The organism is Lysobacterales bacterium (assembly GCA_016703225.1).
In the GTDB taxonomy this organism is placed as follows: Bacteria; Pseudomonadota; Gammaproteobacteria; order Xanthomonadales; family Ahniellaceae; genus JADKHK01.
Window position 1 is genome coordinate 250,445 of sequence record JADJCM010000001.1, and the last position, 19,889, is coordinate 270,333.

At 65.4% G+C, this 19,889-nt stretch carries 12 protein-coding genes; 6 read left to right on the forward strand and 6 right to left on the reverse strand.

Going from position 1 to position 19,889, the window contains the following annotated elements:
* Positions 1–3: 3 nt before the first annotated feature.
* The 6 genes from IPG63_01090 (at position 4) to IPG63_01115 (ending at position 7,880) form a co-directional block, all read left to right on the forward strand.
* Positions 4–2,253: a patatin-like phospholipase family protein gene (locus IPG63_01090; GenBank protein ID MBK6725848.1), complete on the forward strand. Its 2,250-nt coding sequence runs from the start codon at positions 4–6 to the stop codon at positions 2,251–2,253.
* Positions 2,254–2,737: 484 nt separating this feature from the next.
* Positions 2,738–4,519, forward strand: a complete 1,782-nt coding sequence (locus IPG63_01095) for a DUF1800 domain-containing protein (protein MBK6725849.1) — start codon at positions 2,738–2,740, stop codon at positions 4,517–4,519.
* Between the two features lie 8 nt (positions 4,520–4,527).
* Complete coding sequence (locus IPG63_01100; protein ID MBK6725850.1) at positions 4,528–6,000, forward strand: DUF1501 domain-containing protein; 1,473 nt, start codon at positions 4,528–4,530, stop codon at positions 5,998–6,000.
* Between the two features lie 75 nt (positions 6,001–6,075).
* The gene (locus IPG63_01105; GenBank protein ID MBK6725851.1) at positions 6,076–6,672 is read left to right on the forward strand and encodes an HNH endonuclease; all 597 of its coding nucleotides are present in this window, start codon (positions 6,076–6,078) and stop codon (positions 6,670–6,672) included.
* A gap of 46 nt (positions 6,673–6,718) precedes the next feature.
* On the forward strand, positions 6,719–7,117 hold the full coding sequence (locus IPG63_01110) for a hypothetical protein (GenBank protein MBK6725852.1): 399 nt from the start codon (positions 6,719–6,721) through the stop codon (positions 7,115–7,117).
* A gap of 4 nt (positions 7,118–7,121) precedes the next feature.
* Positions 7,122–7,880, forward strand: a complete 759-nt coding sequence (locus tag IPG63_01115; GenBank protein ID MBK6725853.1) for a methyltransferase domain-containing protein — start codon at positions 7,122–7,124, stop codon at positions 7,878–7,880.
* Positions 7,881–7,940: 60 nt separating this feature from the next.
* Here the strand turns inward: IPG63_01115 and IPG63_01120 are convergent, their stop codons facing one another.
* The 6 genes from IPG63_01120 to IPG63_01145 form a co-directional block, all read right to left on the reverse strand.
* Positions 7,941–8,402: a chemotaxis protein CheW gene (locus tag IPG63_01120; GenBank protein MBK6725854.1), complete on the reverse strand. Its 462-nt coding sequence runs from the start codon at positions 8,400–8,402 to the stop codon at positions 7,941–7,943.
* Between the two features lie 16 nt (positions 8,403–8,418).
* Positions 8,419–10,107: a hypothetical protein gene (locus tag IPG63_01125; GenBank protein MBK6725855.1), complete on the reverse strand. Its 1,689-nt coding sequence runs from the start codon at positions 10,105–10,107 to the stop codon at positions 8,419–8,421.
* Positions 10,108–10,519: 412 nt separating this feature from the next.
* Positions 10,520–12,991, reverse strand: a complete 2,472-nt coding sequence (locus tag IPG63_01130; GenBank protein ID MBK6725856.1) for a response regulator — start codon at positions 12,989–12,991, stop codon at positions 10,520–10,522.
* 168 nt (positions 12,992–13,159) lie between these two features.
* Positions 13,160–16,945 (reverse strand): Hpt domain-containing protein, encoded by a 3,786-nt coding sequence (locus tag IPG63_01135; protein ID MBK6725857.1) that lies wholly within the window; start codon positions 16,943–16,945, stop codon positions 13,160–13,162.
* 8 nt (positions 16,946–16,953) lie between these two features.
* Positions 16,954–17,826 (reverse strand): protein-glutamate O-methyltransferase CheR, encoded by an 873-nt coding sequence (locus IPG63_01140; protein MBK6725858.1) that lies wholly within the window; start codon positions 17,824–17,826, stop codon positions 16,954–16,956.
* A 15-nt stretch (positions 17,827–17,841) separates the two neighbouring features.
* Positions 17,842–19,875 (reverse strand): type IV pili methyl-accepting chemotaxis transducer N-terminal domain-containing protein, encoded by a 2,034-nt coding sequence (locus tag IPG63_01145; GenBank protein MBK6725859.1) that lies wholly within the window; start codon positions 19,873–19,875, stop codon positions 17,842–17,844.
* Between the last annotated feature and the right edge of the window lie 14 nt (positions 19,876–19,889).

The following is a 19,889-nucleotide window of genomic DNA, read 5'->3' on the forward strand; positions in this document are numbered from 1 at the left end:
CCCATGCGCCTCGCCTTCGCCATCCTGCTGCTGATCGGTTCCGTAGTCACCCGCGCCGCCACGACCGCCCGCGAGGACGAGGAGGCGACCCCTGCCGCCTACGCGCATGCGCTCGCGAATGCGCCGCGCATCGGGCTCGTGCTCGGTGGCGGCGGCGCGCGCGGGGCAGCGCACATCGGTGTGCTCAAGGTGCTGGAGCGCGAGCACATTCCGATCCACGCCATCGCCGGCACCAGCATGGGTTCGATCGTCGGCGGCCTGTATGCCGCCGGCTACACCCCGGACGAGATCGAGGCGCTGATCGCGTCGCTGGACTGGAAGGATTTCTTCAGCGACGACCCGGCGCGCGCGGAACTGCCGATGCGGCGCAAGGACGAGGACTACCGCGATTTGCTCGAGTTCAAGCTTGGCCTGCGCGAAGGCAAGCTGATCGCACCGCGCGGCGTGCTGCAGGGACAGAAGTTCCTCAACCTGATGCGGCGCATGCTGCTGCAGTACTGGGATCTCAAGAACTTCGATGACCTGCCGATTCCGTTTCGCGCGGTCGGCACCGACATCGGCAAGGGCGAACAGGTGGTGTTCCGCAAGGGCGACCTCGCACTCGCGATCCGCGCCAGCATGTCGGTGCCGGGCGCGTTCGCGCCGATCCGCGTCAACGGCAAGTTGATGGTCGATGGCGGCATCGTCAACAACGTCCCGGTCGACGTGGTCAAGGCGATGGGCGTGGATCGCGTCATCGTCGTCGACGTCGGCGAACCGATGATGGCCGAAGACAAGCTCGGTTCGCCGCTGTCGATCACGCTGCAGATGATCACACTGTTGATGAAGCAGCGCACCGACGCCGTGCTCGCCGCGATGTCGCCGCAGGACGTGCTGATCCGCCCGGATCTCGGCGATCTTGGCAGTGCCGAATTCGACCGCGCGCTCGGCGCGATCGGCAGCGGTGCCGCAGCGGCAGAAGCCGCGGTCGCCAAACTCAAACCCCTGGCCCTGCCCGGCGACGCATTCGCCGCCGTGCGCCTGCAACAGCGGCGCGCGGAGTTCGATGCGCCCAAGCTCGAATTCGTCGAAGTCGATGCCAAGCGCACACGCTCGCCGCTGTTCGTGCATACGGCCATGAGCGGCGCGGTTGGCGCACCGATGGACAGCGCCGACATCGAACAGCGCGTCGGCGAGGCCTACGGCACCGGCCACTACGAGCGCATCCTCTACAACCTCGAGCGCCGCGGCAATGCCACCGGCTTGCTGGTCGCGCCCATCGACAAGGGCTGGGGACCGAACTTCGTCGGATTCGGCCTGCAGCTGTCGGACGATTTCAACGGTCGCAGCGACTATCAACTTTCCGCCGAAGCGACGTTCACCGGACTCTCCGAGCGCGGCGCCGAGGCACGCGTGCGCGCCGACCTCGGGCGCGTCGCCGCGATCAGCGGCGAGTGGTATCAACCCTGGGGTGAGCGTGGCCAGTACTACTGGCGACCCGAGGTTCGCTTCGACGCGCGCAACCAGTCGTTCGCGGTCGGCTCGGGCGTGCTGGAGGCGCGACTGCGCCGCGCGCTTGCGGGTGCCCGCGTCGGGACCAATCTGGGCCACCGCTGGCGCGTCGAAGGCGGGCTCGAGTACGGCCACAACCGCGCGCAGGTGCAGACCGGCACCCTGCCCGGTGCCAGCGGCTTCACTTCCGATGCCACCAGCTTCGTGTTCGCCCTCGACCACGACAGTCTCGACGACCTCGGCTTCCCGACTTCCGGTCGTCGTGGTGCCATCGACCTCAGCATCAGCCGCCCGGGCCTCGGCTCCGAAGCCAACGGCGAAGTCGTGCACGCCGACTGGCATCGCGCCTTCGCGTTCGACCGCCATCGTCTGCTGCTCGGCATGGAAGCCCAGACCAGTTGGGGCAACCCGGAGTCCTTCAGCGCACTCGCCACGCTTGGCGGTTTCACCCGCCTCTCCGGCTTCGGCGACCGCGATCTGAGCGGCGAGCACAGCGCACTCGCCCGCGCCATCTACTACCGCCGCTTCGGCGACATGTCGCGCCTGTTCGCGCTGCCCGCCTACATCGGCGCCAGCGTCGAGACCGGCAACGTCTGGGAAAGCCGCGACGCGATCAGCCTCGACTCGCTGCTGATCGCCGGCTCCACCTTCGTCGGCATCGACTCGCCACTCGGCCCGATCTTCTTCGGCTACGGCCTCGCCGAAGGCGGCGAAGATTCGTTCTACCTCAGCTTCGGGTCGCTGTTCGGCGAGCGGCGGTGAGCACCACCTTGCAGGCGTGCCGGATGAAGCTGTCGCGTGCATTGCGCTCGTTGCGCCGAACGCCGGCACTCACCTGCCGCGGCGATCCTGATCCTCGTGCTCGGCATCGCCGCGATCGGCCCGATGTTCGGTTGCTGCCCGATATCGCGCCCAATCGTTGACTCTATTGACCCTCGCCGCCGAGCAAGGGTGAAATTTTCGGGTCCAACCGCGGAACTTGAGTGGCGACGAACCATCAACCGTGAGGTCGTTCCGTATCACGGACACCCAGTCGCGATCCATTGAAGTCGCGCGTTTGCGGGCTTGACCGGCGGTCGAGGGACAAGACTCGCGTGCGTAAACATCGGTCCATTGCCGCGAATTTCTCGATTTGCGGGTCAGATCACGCAAGCAACGTGCGCACCACCGCAATTTGCGGCTTGTGCTTCACAGCAGCGGAACAACTCGTGCACTACAAATATTGACGTTCAAATGCGAGTGCCCCATGAGCCCGATCCGATCCTTCGTCACCGTCATTGCCGGAGCACTGCTGGCGCTTGCTCCGGGAGCCCGTGCCGGCGACTTGCTGTTTACCGCCAGCTTCGACGAACCCGCCGAAGGTCCCTACAACGACTATGAAGCCGCGCGCTTCCTGACCCAGGCGACGTTGGGGCCGACCATGCCGGAGATTCAGCGCTTGCGCCAGATCGGCTACAACGCGTGGCTCAACGAGCAACTGAATCTCGCATTTTCTTCGCATCGCCCCTACCTGGACGCGCTGGCGGCTGCCAATCAAGACGTCGGCCAGAACGTGCGCTATGAGGCCTTCTTCCAGCGCGCTCTGACGGCACCCGACCAATTGCGCCAACGCGTGGCCCTGGCACTGAGCGAGATCCTCGTGGTCTCGGACCAGGGCGCCGGCCTCGGCGGCGAACCGTTTGCGCTGGCGCACTACTACGACCTGCTCGGCACACATGGCCTCGGCAGCTATCGCGCGCTGCTGGAACAGGTGACGCTGAGCCCGGTGATGGGCCGCTATCTGTCGATGCTGCAGAACCGCAAGCCGGACGAAGCATCGAACGTGCGCCCCGACGAGAACTATGCGCGCGAGATCATGCAGCTGTTTTCTGTCGGCCTGGTGCAACTCAATCTTGATGGCAGCCCTGTGGACGGTGATGCCGGCACCGCCGGGGTGCAGACCGTCCCCACCTTCAACCAGGACACGATTCGCGGCTTCGCGCACGTATTCACCGGCTGGACCTTTGCCGGCTGTCCGGTGCGCGAGTTCGAGTGGTGTGGTCCGGGCGAGACGGGCGCCGGCTGGTTGCAGCCGATGCAGACACCGGAAGGCCCGTGGTGGGGCAACACGCCGCCGTGGTTCGTCTGGCATGCCTACCTGGGCGACAAGCAACTGCTGGTCTATCCGGGCGCGGCCCTCGCCGGCGGCGTGCTCACCGGATCCCCCGAACCACTGGCCGCACATGGCAGCCCCACGCCCTACTCGAATCTGTCGGCGGCACTCGACAATGTCGCCGGCCATCCAAACGTGGGCCCGTTCCTGGCGCAACGCCTGATCCAGCGCTTCGTCACCAGCAACCCCGAGCCCGACTACATCGCCCGCGTCGCCGGCGTGTTCAACAACAACGGCAGCGGGGTGCGCGGCGACTTGCGCGCAGTCGTGCGTGCGGTGCTGATGGATCCGGATGCACGCGCGCGCCCGGTGACCGGCTCGCACCAGGGCAAGCTACGCGAACCGATGCTGCGCATGACGCAAATCTGGCGCGCGTTCGCGGCCACCAATCCGACTGGCCGTTACCAGGACTGGTGGATCTGGTGGCCCGGCCAGTACGTGCCGCAGATGCCGCTGCACGCGCGCACCGTATTCAACTTCTTCCTGCCCGACTACCAGCCCGCTGGTGAGATCGCCAGCAACGGCTGGGTGGCGCCAGAGTTCCAGATCCAGACCGATGGCTATGTCACCAATTTCAGCAACGTGCTCGACACCATGGTCTGGAACTACGTCGGCAACCCGAGCGAATGGGCCGATCCGGACGCAACCAAGATCAACCTCGCCAGCGAGCGAGCGCTCTCGGGCAATGCCTCGATCGAGCGCCTGCTCGAACGCCTGGACGTGCTGATGATGTCGGGCACGATGAGCACGCACATGCGCAACACCCTCAGAACCTATCTGCTGGCCATTCCGGTCGGCGACGAGGCCGGCTACCGGCGCGCATGGGAGGCGCTGTGGCTGATCATGGTTTCCCCCGAATACGTCATCGAGAAGTGAGGAACGCCATGAAACGTCGCGACCTGCTCAAGCGCTCGCTCTGCCTCGCCGCCTCCAGCGCCGCCTTCACCTCGCTCGCCGGCAAGTTCTCCCTGGCGCAAGCAGCCACGCTGGGCAAGGACCGCCGCGCGTTGCTCGGAACCGACTACCGGGCCTTGGTCTGCGTGTTCCTCTACGGCGGCAACGACAGCTTCAACATGGTGGTGCCGCGCGATGTTTCGGCACATGCCACCTACACCGCGACGCGCAGCGGCATCGCCGTGCCGCGCAGCCAACTGGTGGCGCTGACCCCGACCGCCAGCGGTGCCGCCTACGGCCTGCACCCCGGGGTCGTGACCGGCACCGGCACGCCGCCGCATCCGTCGGTTTCGACCCTGGCCGGCTTGTTCAACCAGGCCAACAGCCCGCTTGCAATCGTCGCCAACACGGGGCCGCTGCTCTATCCGGTCACCAAGACCCAGTACCAGAACGAAAGCGTGCCGGTCCCCCCGCAGCTGTTCTCGCACGAGGATCAAGCGACCTACTGGCAGACACCCACGGCCAACAGCCTGGACCGCATGGGTTGGGGCGGCTTGCTCGCGGACCGCTTCGGCGCCAGCAACACCAACCAGAACCTGGCGATGACGATTTCGACCGACGGCGAGAACGTCCTCGAGTCGGGCGAGGACGTGGTTCCCTACTTCCTGAATGCCTGGGGTGTGGACCGCATCAGCAACATCGACCCGACCTGGTCCGACCCGACCGATCGGCGCGCGGCGTTGTACCAGTTGCTCAATGCCCCGCTCTCGCACCCGCTCGAGCGCACCTACGCGAACGGATTCAAGCGCACCGTATCCAACTACGAGCAGGTCATCAGCGCACTGGCGGCCGCACCCGATTTCGATGCCGTGTTTGGTACCGACGCATCCATCGAGGACTACCTCACGCGCCAGCTGAAGATGGTGGCGCGCCTGATCGCAGTGCGCGACACGCTGCAGATGCAGCGCCAGATCTTCTTCGTCGGACTCGGCGGTTTCGACAATCACGACACCCAACTCGCCGACCACCCCGGCCTGATCCGTGCCATCGCGAATGGGCTGACGAAGTTCTACCAAGCGACGCAGACCATGGGCATCGCGGATCAGGTGACGACGTTCACCGCCAGCGAGTTCGGTCGCACGCTCACCAACAACGGCGATGGCACCGACCATGGCTGGGGCGGGCATCACCTGGTGCTTGGAGGCGCGGTCAACGGCGGCCAGTTCTACGGCCGCTTCCCGAGCCTCGCGGCCAGCGCCTCGAACCCGGATGACGCCGGCTGGGGCCAGATCATCCCGACCACCAGTGTTGACCAGTATGCGTGGACGCTCGCGCGCTGGTACGGACTGCCGGACGATGCTGGTGGCCGCGGCCTGGTTTTCCCCAACGTCACCCGCTTCACCGACATCACCCAAGGCGGCACCGGCTCTCACCACCTCGGGTTCCTGCCGGCGGCGGTCTGAGGCGTATTGCGGTCGTGCCATGGCTTTCGGCTATGCTCGGGCGCCAGCAGTGATCCACTGGCGCTGGAGGACGGGATGCTGTTGCAGGTTGCACAGAAGGCCGATCTGGATTCGACGCGGCTGCTATCGCTCGACTCGAACGGTCGCATCCTCGACTGGATGAGCTGGCAGGAAGCCACCTGCCTCTACGTCCGCGGTGCGGTCGCATGGACCATCGGCGAGCCTTGCCTGACCGTGCATGGCGGCAGGAGCCGCCGGACCGGATCGCAGAGCATCGTTGAACTGCACCCGATCGTGGCCAGCCGCGGCCATGCGCGTCCCGGACTGATGGCACCGGCGCCGGCCCTGACCAACGCCGCGCTGTTCGCGCGCGACCGCTATCTGTGCATGTATTGCGGCCAGCATTTCGGCCGCCCGCAATTGACCCGCGACCACGTGCTGCCGACCTCCCGAGGCGGACGCGACGTGTGGGAAAACGTGGTCAGCGCCTGCTTGGCCTGCAACGTGCACAAGGGCGGGCGCACGCCGCAGCAGGCGAACATGCCGCTGCTCGCGATCCCCTACCGTCCGAGCTGGGTCGAGCACCTGATCCTGTCGAACCGCAACATCCTCTCCGACCAGATGCAGTTCCTGGTCAGTCACCTGCCGCGCGACCGCCGCATCCACGCCTGAGCGGCCGGCTCTGGCACAATGCGGCTCCGCCCTGCGAGAGCGCGTCATGCTGTCGGCCATTCCCCTGCTTTCCGTCGTGCTGCTGCTCGCGAATCTGGTCGCGTTCGCAGCCCAGACCGGCTTCGCCGAGCCGCTGTTCGTGCTGACCTTGCCCTCCGGCGGCGGCGTCGCGTTCGCGAGCGGCGACGCGCTGGTCGTGCTCGGCCTGATCCTGCTCTACGTCGAGATCTTCAAGGCCACGCGCACCAGTTCGATGAGCGTTCTCGACCACGCGCTGTCGCTAATCGTGTTCATCGTCGCGCTGGTGGAACTGCTGATCGCGCCGAAGTTCGCGCACCCGGCCTTCTTCGCGCTGACCGCGATGTGCCTGATCGACGTGATCGCCGGCTTCACCGTCACTATCGCGAGCGCCCGTCGCGACTTCGCACCCGTCAACCAGGGATGAGGCCATGACCGCCGATCTGGAAGCGCGCGCACTGGCGCGCCCTTGGTTCTATCCGTTCCGGCTGCCGAGCGGCGCCACCACGCCGAGCTACGATGGCGGCTGGCTTGATGGCATCCACCACACCCGTTCGTCCATGCTCGCGGCGGCGCTGCGTGCCCGCTTCGGCGATGACCTGACGCAACTCGACGGCATCGACCTCGCCTGCCACCAGGGCTGGTTCTCGGTGCAGTTGGCGCAACTCGGTCTGCGCGACGTGCTCGCGGTCGATGCGCGCAGCGAGCACATTGCCGACGCCACGTTGATCCGCGACACCCTGCGCTTGACGCAGATGCGCATGATGCAGTCCGACGTGCACGCACTGGACCTCGCGGCCGTGGGCCAGTTCGACGTCTGCCTGTGCCTGGGTTTGCTCTACCACCTCGAGAATCCGGTGGGGGCGCTGCGCGTGGCGCGCGCGCTGACGCGACGCCTGTGCCTGGTGGAAACCCAGGTGGTACCGAACCTGAGCGGCATGGTCGATTACGGCAGCTACAAGTTCGTGCGGCCTCTCAAGGGCTCATTCGGCATCATCGACGAGACCGACGACACCCATGGCCCCGAGGCCAGCACTACCGGCATCTGTCTGGTGCCGAGCACCGAAGCGCTGTGCTGGATCATGCGCAAGGTCGGGTTCGCGCGCGTCGAAGTGCTGCCGGTTCCGTCGGACGGCTACGAACAGTTGCTGCACGGCAAGCGCGTGATGGTGGCGGGTTACGTCGACTGAACCAGCTAACGTCGCTCGGCGAGGGCGCGCATCCCATGCGCACGCTCGACGGCGGAGATCTCAGGCGGCGATGGCGTCGCTGATCAGGCGCTCGATCCCGACCAGGTCGGGCACGATGGCGTGATCATCACGCACCAGCACGGTGTGGGCGATACCGACTGCGTGTTCCTCGCCCTCGCCAGCCGCGACCATGGTCTCCGCCGAAATCGTGGTCAGACGCGGAAAGCCCTGCGCCACCATCGCCAGGAACGGCATCTTCGGATTACCGCCCAGGGCCTTGAGCACGGTGACCTTGGCGTTGACACCGCCTTCCTTCGCCGCCAGCCCGGTCAACATCGAGAACGACACCAGCGGCACACGCCAGCCGCGCCAACGGGTGCGGCCGAGCAGCCACGGCGGCGCGTTCTCGATCGGCTCTGGCGTCGAGTAGGTGATGATCTCGGTCACGTTGGCGTTGGGCAGCAGCACGCGCCCGTTGGTCACCGTGATCATCAATCCGCGGATTTCGGCCTGCTTTTCCATCGTGCGCTCCCCGTCCTTACGCCTTGCCAAAACGACGGACGAACTCCGCCGCCAGATCGACCGGCGTGCCGATGAAGCTGACGACGCCGGCTTCCATCGCACCATCGATCATCGAACTCACGACGCAGGTCGCCGGGTCCTGCACCCACACGCTGCCGCCCTTTTTCGCCAGGTGCATTGCGCCTTCGATCGCATCATGCGCCATGCCGCTAAAGATGATCGCCCCGGCATCGGCGCCAAAGCGATCGGCCACGTCGATCAGCACGCGGTCGATCGACGGGCTGTAGGGTGACGCCTCATCGAGCGCGACCACCTTCACCTCGCCGCTCGGATCCAGCAGCATGCGCTCGGCGATTGGTGCCACCAACACCTGACCGTGACCAGCGCGCATGCCGGAACCGGCGATGGCCACAGGCATCGGCGTCGCCTTCTGCAACTGCGCCACCATCAAATCGACGAAGTCCGCGCCCATGTGCTGCGCCAACACGAAGCAGGACTGCACGCTCGCCGGGATATTCGCCAAGAACTCGCGCACTGCATCGGGCCCGCCAATCGACGCCCCGAGCACCCAGACTCTGCACAGGACCGCGTCCTTTCGAGCGCTGGCTGCGGCTGACGGGCCCACCGACTCCAACGCAGCAAATTCGCTCAGCAAATCATCGGGGATGTCGAAGTCGGGCACCAAACCGGATGCGGGCGCTTCGCCAATCGCCGAAACTTCGGAATCCGACGACGTTTCGTCGAAGGTGAGGTCGAATGGGAAGTCGGGTGTAGTCTCATCGACCGGCGCCGGCTTCTGTGGCGGGAGACTCGCTGGCTCGGGCGCTGGCTCAAGAGCCGCCTTGGAACGCACCGACGGGTCCAGCACCGCCTCATAGGACATGCCCCCGTCACGATACGGATCCGAGTGCCGCAGGAGCGCCTTCATCTCTTCCTCGGAGGGTTCCAGCGAGAGACCGCTCAAGTCGAAGTTTGGAACGAACACCTCGGGCGCCGGGGCGGGCGTACTTGCGGCCACGTGATAGTCGGCGTCGGCCGAGAGCGACAATTCCCTGAGCCGCTGGGACGGTTCGGCCTTTGCGGCAGGAGGTGTCCTCGTCTCAGCGTTTGGCTGACCCAACATCGCCGGCGCCGGCGCGCGCTGCGCGTGCTCTGCGAGGAGATCATCCAGACCGATCACCGAAGCAGTGGCTGGGGGGGGCTCATCGAAACTCAAATCAGCGAACGCCAGCAGGTCGCCGGTTTTCGATTCCGCTGATGTCGCAGGAGTCTCCGCGCCAAGCTCACTGGCACCAATCTCCAACCCTTCGAGCACAGGATCGCGCTCATCCGGAAGACGCTCCGCAGCGGGGACCGGAGACTCGAAATCGAGCCCGTCAAAGGGATTTGCGAATTCGACCGTCGGCGCCAGATCGCCCGCCGGCGCAACCGTCGCATCGGAACGCTCCGCAGGCTTCGCATCGACGCCCATATCCAGGGAGAGCCCGAGATCCGCGAATGGATTCGCGGCCGCTGGCAGCGCACCGACCGGATCTGTCAATCCGAAATCCCCGAGCAATGCACTCAGGTCGTCGGCGCCAGGCGAGTTCTTGGCCTCCATCTTGGTTGCGTGCATGTCGAACGAAGCCAACGCATCGGCAATGGCGTCGGTGGCATGTCGCATCGAGTCGTCGCTGATGCTCGGTGCATCGAGCGACTTCGGCATCTGGGTGGTGGTCAACGCATGCTGCGGCATGCTGCGCACCGGAACCGCTTCGGCACCGGCCGGACGCGGCGGCAACAATTCGGCATCGCCGACGATTTTCGCGGCCAGGTGCCGTGCCCAGCGCGCCAGGTCATAGCCGGCCAACTTGCTGCTGACCTCGCCGTCGTTGAACACCACCTTGATGGCATCGTCGACCAGCAGATCGTCGATTGCCTCCAGCTGCTCATCACTGTCCGGGTCGAGATTGACGATCACCACCTGCGCGCCGGAGCGCGCCAGCGCGGCGCGATCAAATGCCACCGTCTCGGTCTCGTAGACAATGCTCGCCCCGCTGTCGCGCAGCGCGTCACGCAGATGCGCGTGCAGGTCCCCGGACTGGTACACCAGCCCGATCGCGACTTCGACTCTGGTCTCAGTGGACGGCACGGGTCAACCTCAGGATTTCGTCGACATTGCGCAGCAGATCGGCCTCCTGGTAAGGCTTGCCCAGGTAACGGTCGACACCGATTTCCATCGCGCGCTGGCGATGCTTTTCGCCGGTACGCGAGGTGATCATGATGATCGGCACAGCCTTCAGGCGCGGGTCGTTGCGCATGTAGGTCGCGAACTCGTAACCGTCCATGCGCGGCATTTCGATGTCGAGCAGCACCAGATCCGGCACCCGGTCCTGGATCTTCTCGACCGCGTCGAGGCCATCCTTCGCGGTGGTGACTTCCATGTCGTTGCGTTCGAGCACGCGGCTCGTCACCTTGCGCATGGTGATCGAGTCGTCGACCACCATGATCAGCGGCTGACGCCGCTCGATCGGGACAGTGACCGGCTCCGGCACATACGGAATCTCGATGCCCTGCTCGTCGAGCACGGTCTGGCGCAGCGCCGCGACCTTGCGCACCAGCGGCGCCATGTCGAGGATCATCACCACCGAACCATCACCCATGATGGTGGCGCCGAAGATGCCCGGCACCGAACTGATCTGCGGGCCGACCGACTTGACCACGACTTCGCGGCTGCCGAGCACTGCATCCACGCGCACCGCGGCACGCTGGTCGCCGGAGCGCACCATCAGCAGCGGCAACTGTGCATCGTCGCTGGCGCGGTGCGACACCGTACCCAGCAGGTCGTTCATTTCATAAATCGTGTAGTCGTCGCCGCCATAGCTGTAGACCGGCTGGGCGCTGTGCATGCGCGCATCCAGGTCTTCGCGGCGGATGCGCACCACGCCCTGCACCGAGGACATCGGCACCGCGAACAGATGCTCACCGATACGCACCAGGATCGCCTGCGTCACCGCCAGCGTGAACGGCAGGCGCACCGTGAACTGGCTGCCCTTGCCGCGCACCGAGTCGATCGCCAGCGAACCCCCGAGCTGCTTGATCTCGGAGTGCACCACGTCCATGCCGACGCCGCGACCGGCGATCTTGCTGACCGTCTCCGCAGTGGAGAAGCCGGTTTCGAGCACGAATCCGAACAGATCGCGGTCGGACAGCTGTGCGTCCGGTTTGAGCAGCCCGCGCTCGATCGCCTTGCGCCGGATCGCGTCGCGATCCATGCCCTTGCCGTCGTCGCTCACGCGGATCACGACTTCCGTTGCCTCACGCGAGATCGCGACGGTCACTGTGCCTTCTTCGTTCTTGCCCTGCGCGGCGCGCTCCGCCGGTGTCTCGATGCCGTGCGCCATCGAGTTACGCAACATGTGTTCGAGCGGGGCGGTCATGCGATCGAGGACGTTGCGGTCCATTTCGCCCTGTGCCCCTTCGACGCGCAACTGCGCGCGCTTGCTCAACTCACCCGCAGTCTGCCGCATCAATCGACGCAGACGCGGCACCACCGAGTCGAACGGCACCATGCGCGTGCGCATCAGACCTTCCTGCAGGTCGGAACTGACGCGCGACTGCTGCAACAACAGGGTTTCTGCTTGGCGCGTAAGATCGTCGAGCGCGCTCTGCAACGCTGCCAAGTCGGACACCGACTCGGCCAGCGCTCGTGAGAGTTGCTGCAAGGTGGAGAAGCGATCGAGTTCGAGCGGGTCGAAGTCGGCGTCCGAGGTTTCGTGCTCGCGCTGGTAGCGCGCGATGATCTGCGCCTCGGTTTCGATCTCGAGCTTGCGCAGCTGCTCGCGCAAACGCAGCACCGTCTGGTCGAGTTCCTGCAGGTTGAAGCGGAAGGTGCCCATCTGCTGTTCAAGACGGGAGCGGTAGATCGAAACCTCGCCGGCGTAGTTGACGAGATTGTCGAGCAGGTCGGAGCGCACGCGGATCATCTCCTGCGCGACGCGACCGGCTTCCTCCACTTCTTCGATCATGTCGCGCGCGGGCCGCGGCGTTGGTGCCGGAGCCACGGCCGGCTTGGCCGCTTCGGAACCTGTGACCGCAGTTTCCGCCGCTGCAGTGACCGGGACCACGACCGCGGCGACGTCCGATGTTGGCACCTCGCCATCCACGGTCGCGATCGCCTCGCCTGCCACCAGCGCGTCGAAGCGCGCCACCGCATTGACCGGCATGCCGATCGCCTGACGCTTGGCAACACGTTGCACCAACTGGTGCAGACGGTCGAAGCCACGTTCCAGGGACTCCAGCGAGACCCGATCCATCGCACGTCGGCCGTCGGCCACCAGTTCCAGCAGCGCCTCCATGGCATGGCTCAGGTCGCCGATCGGCGCCAGGCCAGCCATGCGTGCACCGCCCTTCAGCGTATGCAACTCGCGTTGCAGGCCGCTGACAATTTCGCGCTCATGCGGCTGTTCGCGCAGGCGCGCCATCATGGTGTCGGAGGCGTCGAGAATGTCGCCGCCCTCCTGAACGAATATCTCGAGCAGGTCCTCGTCCATGTCGGGCAGCTCCAGCGGCCCGTCCGGATTGAGATCGGGCTCGACCTGCACGTACATGACCTCGTGCGAGGACGCCTCGATTGGCGCGGTGATCAAGGCCTCTGGTGCAGCGGCAACCGCCTCCGCGACCAGCAAGGCATCGACCAGCGGCGGAACGTCCGCCGCTGCGGTGAACTCATCCTGCAGTTCCGGCAATTCGGTCTCGGCGTCGGCTTGGGCGAATGCCTATTCGATCGACCAGTCCTCCAGCGCTTCGAATTCGGGTTCGAGCGCGGGCTCGGGGATCGTGCTGGCGAGCTCCAGCGCCGGTTCGGCGTCCGGCAAGTCTTCGCGGTAAGCGAGATCCGCGTCCTCGACTTCGAGTACCGGCGCCTCGTCCGCCAGCGCCGGCAAGGTATCGAGAGCGGCCTCCTCAGACTGTGGCGCAGCCCAATCGCCGTCGAAAGCGGCGACCGGCGCATCCATCGTGATTTCCTCGATCGCGGGCGCGCCCAGTGGCGGGTCCACCAGGGTTTCCTCAAGCACGCCTGCATCCGCGAACAACGCTTCATCCAAGGTCACTTCGGGCGTTGCGGCAGTTGCTACGTCCGCATCCCAGGACCAGGCATCGTCGCCGGACGACGCGACTGGATCGACGGCAGTCTCGGTCTCCATTTCCACTTCGTCCGCTGGCGCGATCAGCAGATCGTCGAAAGACTCGCCAGGCGGCGCTTCTGCATCGCTTGCGAGTCCGGCGTCTTCTTCTTCGACATTGACGTTGAACACGCCGAGCACACTGTCGGGCTCAGGCAGACCATTGCGGAAGCGCGTCAGCTGTTCGACCAGTGCGGTCGTATCCGGCGCGACGAAACCGTGCTGGTCGGCCCCCGCCACCACCTGTTCGATCAGTGCGGCAGTCTCCGCAATTGCGTCCACGCCGGCCAAGCTCGGCACTTCGCTGGCCCCGCGCAAGCGCTTGACGTAGCCCTCAAGCGGCGCGAGCAGCGGCGCGATCGCCGGCAGGTCGACCATCGCGATCGCCCCATGCATGGTGTGAACCGCCCGCAGCAGACTCTCCGAGATCTGCTGTCCGGCACCGGCGGTCCGGCACTCGTCGAGATAGCCGCGTACTGCCTGCAGGTGCGTAGCCACTTCGCTGCGCAGGATCTCCAGCATCATCGGGTCGACCAGCGGCGGCTGCCAGGGCGTCAGGTCGGCCTCGGTCGAAACCGGCGGTGCCAGTTCGGTGTGGATGTCGAACGACTCGGTCAACTCGACCGGCGCCGCGACGATCAGGGACGGCGCCGGTTGCTCCACCACCGCTTTCGGCTTCAGGCGCTTGACCTGCACGCGCACCTTCTCGATGCGCTTGATCGGCTCGGCCGGACGCACCCAGGCATCCTCTCCCGCTGCCAGCTTCTCGGCAACGGCGATGAACTGCGGCACGTCGGCACCGCGCAGTTGTTCGCCGCGGAGAGCCGCCAGCAGCGCAGGCAACGCGGCGACTGCCTTGTCGAGCAAGTCCAGCACCGCTGGGGTGATCGCGATGGACTTGTCGAGCACGCGATTGAGCGTGTTCTCCACCTTCCAGCTGAACTCGCCCAGCGCCATGGCGCCAACCAGCCGCCCGCTGCCCTTCATGGTGTGGAAGGAACGCCGAACCGGTTTCAGCTTCTCAAAATCGGCGGTGTTGTTTTTCCACTCCGGCAGGCAACGATTCAGGTTTTCCACTTCTTCCTGAACTTCTTCGAGGAAGACTTCGCGGATCTCTTCGTCGATATCGTCGGAGGGCACCGATTGGAACGCACCACCGTCCGCGACCGGCGCTTCCTCGATGACTTCGCGATCCTCCTCGATCCACTCGTACTCGTATTCGTCTTCCTCGGCAGCACCATCGGCAGCGGACGGCTGCAACGACTGGGCCATGCTCGTGGTCTCGGCGAACTTGAGCCCGCCGACATCCTGCTGCGGCGGCGGTTCGGGTGTGGGTGCCGCGGCGCCGACGACCAAGTCTTCCATGCCGGTGCCGGGGGCGATCTCGACCACCGAGCGCATCTCCGGCGACTCCACGGCTTCCGCGGAAACCGGAGCGACATAATCCATCCCGGACTCACCACGATCGATATTGGCGATGAAGCGGTCGATCTCGCCGCTGTCAGGCAGGCTCACTGCGCTCAGCAGCGCGTCGCCCACGGTCTCTTCGGCCGCGGGCGGTGCCGCCGTTGTTGGCATTGCAGCTGGCGTCGTGACGGCAGCGACGGCACGAGCCGCTGGTGGCGTGGACATCGCCGCAGTCTCTGCAGCCAGCGCCTCGTCCTCGGGAATCGGCCAGTAGCCGAGATCTTCCAAGCTTTCCTTGGTGACATCGAGAATCTTTTCGCGCCCGGCACGCTGCGCGTGCGTGGCTTCCAGGTAATACTCGACGCTGGCCACGGCATCGGCGAGTCGATCCATCTGGTCCGCGGTCGGCACCCGCTTGCGCAGCAACACCTCCACGTCGATGAACTTCGCCATCGCCGCCAGCAACTGGCTGGCCTCGTCGAGCTGCACCATGCGCATTGCACCGCCGATCTCGTCGAACAGGCGCGGAATCGACTCGGCCTTGTCATGCTGCCAACCGGATTCGATGAAGGCCACGATGTCCTGCTTGACCTGGAACAGGTTCGCCTGCACCTCCTTCATTAGCGCGTCGAGGATCTTGCGCACCTCGACCTGCGGCAGTTCCATCGTCGTCGCGCCTTCGACTGCGGGCGCCTTCTCCTCGTCCGCACCCAGCCGGTCGATGTTGTCGTCAAGCGAGGCATCGACGAACAGCAGCGCGCCGGCGATATCGAGCAACGCGCCTTCCTCGGCCGGCTTGGTGCCGGCCACCATCGCGGTCAGGCTGTCGCGCTGTTCGAGAACGACGCGGCGCGGCACGCCGAGGCCGAGCATGCCGAGCGTGTCGGCAGCACGGTCGAGCACTTCGCGTTGCGCACCGAGATCGGCCGGGTTCGGGTTGGCAGTACGCAGATAGAGATCAAGCGCGTCCTTGACGCGCATCAGATCTTCCTTGATCGCATTCGAGACGGTGTCGAGCAGGGCCTTGTTGCGGCCGCCCAGGGTACCGCGCGCGTGTTCGATCTCCTTGTCGCTCGGCAGCAGCGAGTCGAGCTTGTAGGTCCGCTTGAGTTCGCCGATGCGGCCATCGTTGCCACGCGCATGCGCGGCGTAATAAAGCAGGTTCTTGATCAGGTCACGCGGCGGCTCGAGCTTGAATGTGCCTTCGCCACTATCGGCCAGACGCTTGATCTCGCGATCCACGCGACCGAACAGCAGTTTCACCGCCTGATTCGCATCGACCAGGCCGGCACGAACGCCATCCAGCAGGCCGCCGGCCACCCACCACAAGCGCCGACCATCCTCATGGAAGGTGACGCTGCGCAATCCGTCGAGCGCATTCATCAGCCCCGCGGCGGCTACGTTGGAAGTCTGGTCGCGCAGCCACTTCACCAGCGCCATCTGGTAGTTGGTGCGCAGGCGCGCCGCTACCGGCTTCATCTCCTGGTCTGGCAACGGCTTGTCCGGACCCGCCGCCGCCGCCGGCAGCGCCGCGGACAGGTCGGGCGAGAACAGCACGCCTTCACTGAGCAATTTCTCGCCGCGGCAAGCACGCAGGTCGTTCAACAGCGGCAACAGGACGATCGGAATGTCCTTGTGTCCACCCTGCAGCCGCTCGAGGTAGTCAGGCAGCTGCACGATGCCGCGCATCAATACTTCGTAGGCGTCATTCTTGTTGCGGATCTGCTCGTCGAGCAGCCCCTGGGCGACGCGCTCCATTTCCTCGACCACCATCGCCGCGCCATACAGCTCGACCATGCGCAGTGTGCCCTGCACCTGGTGCAGGTAGGTGGCGCAGAAGCGCATCAGGCTCGAATCCGCAGGGTCCTCGACAAACGCCTCGAGTGCCTGCCGGGCCTGCTTGAGCGTCTCGTCGAGCTCCTGCTTGACCCAATTCAGGGTGGTGAAATCGATTTCTTGTTGCAGACGCATATGCAACCTCACCCGTTCCGGCAGTACGCCAAGGTCTGGCGCCCACCGATCCGTGTCAGCTGGGGATTGGCAAATCCGAGCACCTCACCAGGTCCTAAGACCAGAAGGCCACCGGGCTTCAGCAGATCGGCAAGCGCATCGAGCAATGCCTTGCGGCGCTCGCGAGCGAAGTAGATCAGCACGTTTTGACAGTAGATCAGGTCGAGCTTCTTCAGCGGCGCACGCGCCACGTCGAGCAGGTTGAAGGTCGCGAAACCGACGCGCTTGCGCAGCGACTCCACGATCTGGAAGGAGTCCTTGCCTTCGGCCACGGTGTAGTTCGTTCGATACGGTTCCGGCAACTCCGCCAAGCGTTCGCGCGGGTAAAGACCCGAGCGCCCGACCGCCAGCGCCGGATTGCTGATGTCGGTGGCGGTGACGCCGAAATACGCCTTCTGCGCATCAAGCGCGCGCAGTTTAAGGTCGAGCGCCATCGCCAACGAGTACGCCTCCTCGCCGGTCGCGCAGCCGACGCTCCAGGCATGCACGGCGGCGCCCGGCGCTCTTGCAAGATGCAGCGGCAGCCACTCGTCACCAATCAATTCCAGCGAGGGCAGGTGGCGGAAGAAGCGGGTCTCGTGCACCGTAAGCCGATCCACCAGAGTCGCCCACTCGATCGCACCGCGCGCGCCGTTCAGTACCTGATCGAAATAGGTATCGAAGCTGGCGTAGCCGGTCTCGCGCATGCGCATTCGCAGGCCGGTGACGAGAAAAGTCTTGCGATCGGGCGGCACCACCACACCAGTGCGCCGCTGCAACAGATCGACCCAGCGCACGAACTCCTCGTCGCCCATGCTCGGCATCGGCGAAAAGGGGTTCCTGCTGGGTGCGATGGTCACCATCGAGGGACGGTTCCGTCAGCCCGGCAGCTTGAAGTCGGCAACCGATCGACGCAGGTCGGCGGCCAATTGCGCCAGATTTCCGATCGACTCCGCAGTCTGAGATGCACCGGCCGAGGTCTGCGTGGTGATTTCCTGAATCACGTTCATGGTCGCCGAGATGTTGGTCGCTGCAGCGGACTGCTGGCGGGCGGCTTCGGAAATGTTCTGAATCAGGTCCGCGAGGTCGTTCGACACCTTTTCGATCTCGCCGAGCGCGAGGCCTGCGTCTTCCGCGAGGCGGGCACCCGCCACCACTTCAGAGGTCGTCTGCTCCATCGAGCTGACGGCTTCGTTGGTATCCGCCTGAATGGTCTGCACCAGCGTTTCGATTCGCTTGGTCGCACCACCGGAGCGCTCCGCGAGTCGCTGCACTTCGTCCGCGACGACCGCGAATCCACGGCCGGCCTCACCGGCCGAGGCCGCTTGAATGGCGGCGTTCAGCGCGAGAATGTTGGTCTGCTCGGCGATGTCGTTGATCAGCTCGACGATCGATCCGATTTCCTGAGTGGATTCGCCGAGGCGCTTGATGCGCTTCGAGGTTTCCTGGATCTGGTCGCGAATGTTGTCCATGCCCTGGATGGTCTGGCGCACCATCGCTGCGCCCTTGCCGGCGATCGCCACCGAGCGCTGCGCCACGTCGGCCGATTCGGCCGAGTTCTTCGACACTTCGTCGATCGAGACCGCGATCTCGTTGATTGCCGCCGAGGCCGAGGTGATCTGCTGCGCCTGGTGTTCTGCGGCTTCCGCGAGGTGCATCGCCGTCGCCTGGGTTTCCTGGGCAGCAGCGGCCACTTGCACCGCGGTCTCGTTGATGGTGGTCACCAGGGAGCGCAGTGCTTCGACCGCGAAGTTGACCGAGTCGGCGATTGCGCCGGTGATGTCTTCGGTCACCGTTGCCTTCACCGTCAGGTCGCCCTCCGCGAGCGAACCCATTTCGTCGAGCAAGCGCAGAATGGCTTCCTGGTTGCGCTGGTTCAGGTCGGCGGTACTCTGCAGCTGGCGACGCGTGGCGCCGTACTGGGCAAGACCGGCGAGCAGCGAGAACAGCAGGGTCAGGCCACCGAGCACCAGCGACACGTAGTCGTTGCCGAGAATGCGCTGGCCGGGCAGCTTGCCGAGACCGGTCGCCATGTTCTTGCTCGACTCGAGCAGGAAGCCCGAGGCTTGGAAAATGTTGTCGGCGGCTTCGGTTACCTCGAACAGGTCGGTCGAAGCGCTCTGGATCTTCTCGACGTTTTCGCCGACGCCGCTGTAGAGGGTCTGGACGTCGGAGACGATGGCGCGGGCGGTCGGATTGGAGAGGGCCTCGATGCCGATTTCAGCGTCGCCCTGCATCCAGCCGCTGAGCACGCGGCTGTAAACCTGGGCGTCGCGGGCGAACTGGTCGGCGGCGGAGATCGCCTGATCGCCACCCTGCAGAATGTCGGACACGCGGCGCAACATGCGGTCGGCGAGCAGCATCTGACGGCTGGCCTGATAGAGATTGTCGCCGGACGCGCGCGAGTCGCGGAACACCGAGAACAACTCGTCGATCTTGCCGGTCAACTGGGGGATCGCGGACTGGAACTCGGAGGCGGTTTCGGTGATGTCGAGCACCAGTTCCTGGCGCTCAAGAATCGTTTTCGCAGCCTTGTTGATCGGGTCCCAATCCTCGCTGAGCTTGTTCAGCGGAATCTTCACCGCATCCGACTCGTTGACGTAGGCCGGTATGCCGGCCTTGGTGTCGCCCTTCAGCAGCCCATTCACCCGTGTCTCGATCGAGGCGCGCGTGGTCCTGAGTTCCTCGAAGGCCTCGATATTACCGGCGGCGGCTTCGGTCGCGAACTTGGAGACCTGTTGCGACAGCACCTGCAGGTCGGTGGTGTAGCCGATCGCGGCTCGCTCCTGGTTGTCCTTGTAGAAGCGCCAACCGACGTTCAGCAACAGCGCCAGGAGGCTGAAAAAGGCCAGAAGGCCCCAGGATGCGGATCCGCTGAATCGCGACCCGGTATTGGCTGACGTTGTGCTCATTGGTTGTTCCTCGC

Bases quoted from the DNA above. Each gene is read 5' to 3' on its own strand.
- IPG63_01090 (MBK6725848.1), top strand. From the start codon at position 4: ATGCGCCTCGCCTTCGCCATCCTGCTGCTGATCGGTTCCGTAGTCACC.
- IPG63_01095 (MBK6725849.1), top strand. From the start codon at position 2,738: ATGAGCCCGATCCGATCCTTCGTCACCGTCATTGCCGGAGCACTGCTG.
- IPG63_01100 (MBK6725850.1), top strand. From the start codon at position 4,528: ATGAAACGTCGCGACCTGCTCAAGCGCTCGCTCTGCCTCGCCGCCTCC.
- IPG63_01105 (MBK6725851.1), top strand. From the start codon at position 6,076: ATGCTGTTGCAGGTTGCACAGAAGGCCGATCTGGATTCGACGCGGCTG.
- IPG63_01110 (MBK6725852.1), top strand. From the start codon at position 6,719: ATGCTGTCGGCCATTCCCCTGCTTTCCGTCGTGCTGCTGCTCGCGAAT.
- IPG63_01115 (MBK6725853.1), top strand. From the start codon at position 7,122: ATGACCGCCGATCTGGAAGCGCGCGCACTGGCGCGCCCTTGGTTCTAT.
- IPG63_01120 (MBK6725854.1), bottom strand. From the start codon at position 8,402: ATGGAAAAGCAGGCCGAAATCCGCGGATTGATGATCACGGTGACCAAC.
- IPG63_01125 (MBK6725855.1), bottom strand. From the start codon at position 10,107: ATGCCGAAGTCGCTCGATGCACCGAGCATCAGCGACGACTCGATGCGA.
- IPG63_01130 (MBK6725856.1), bottom strand. From the start codon at position 12,991: ATGTACGTGCAGGTCGAGCCCGATCTCAATCCGGACGGGCCGCTGGAG.
- IPG63_01135 (MBK6725857.1), bottom strand. From the start codon at position 16,945: ATGCGTCTGCAACAAGAAATCGATTTCACCACCCTGAATTGGGTCAAG.
- IPG63_01140 (MBK6725858.1), bottom strand. From the start codon at position 17,826: ATGGTGACCATCGCACCCAGCAGGAACCCCTTTTCGCCGATGCCGAGC.
- IPG63_01145 (MBK6725859.1), bottom strand. From the start codon at position 19,875: ATGAGCACAACGTCAGCCAATACCGGGTCGCGATTCAGCGGATCCGCA.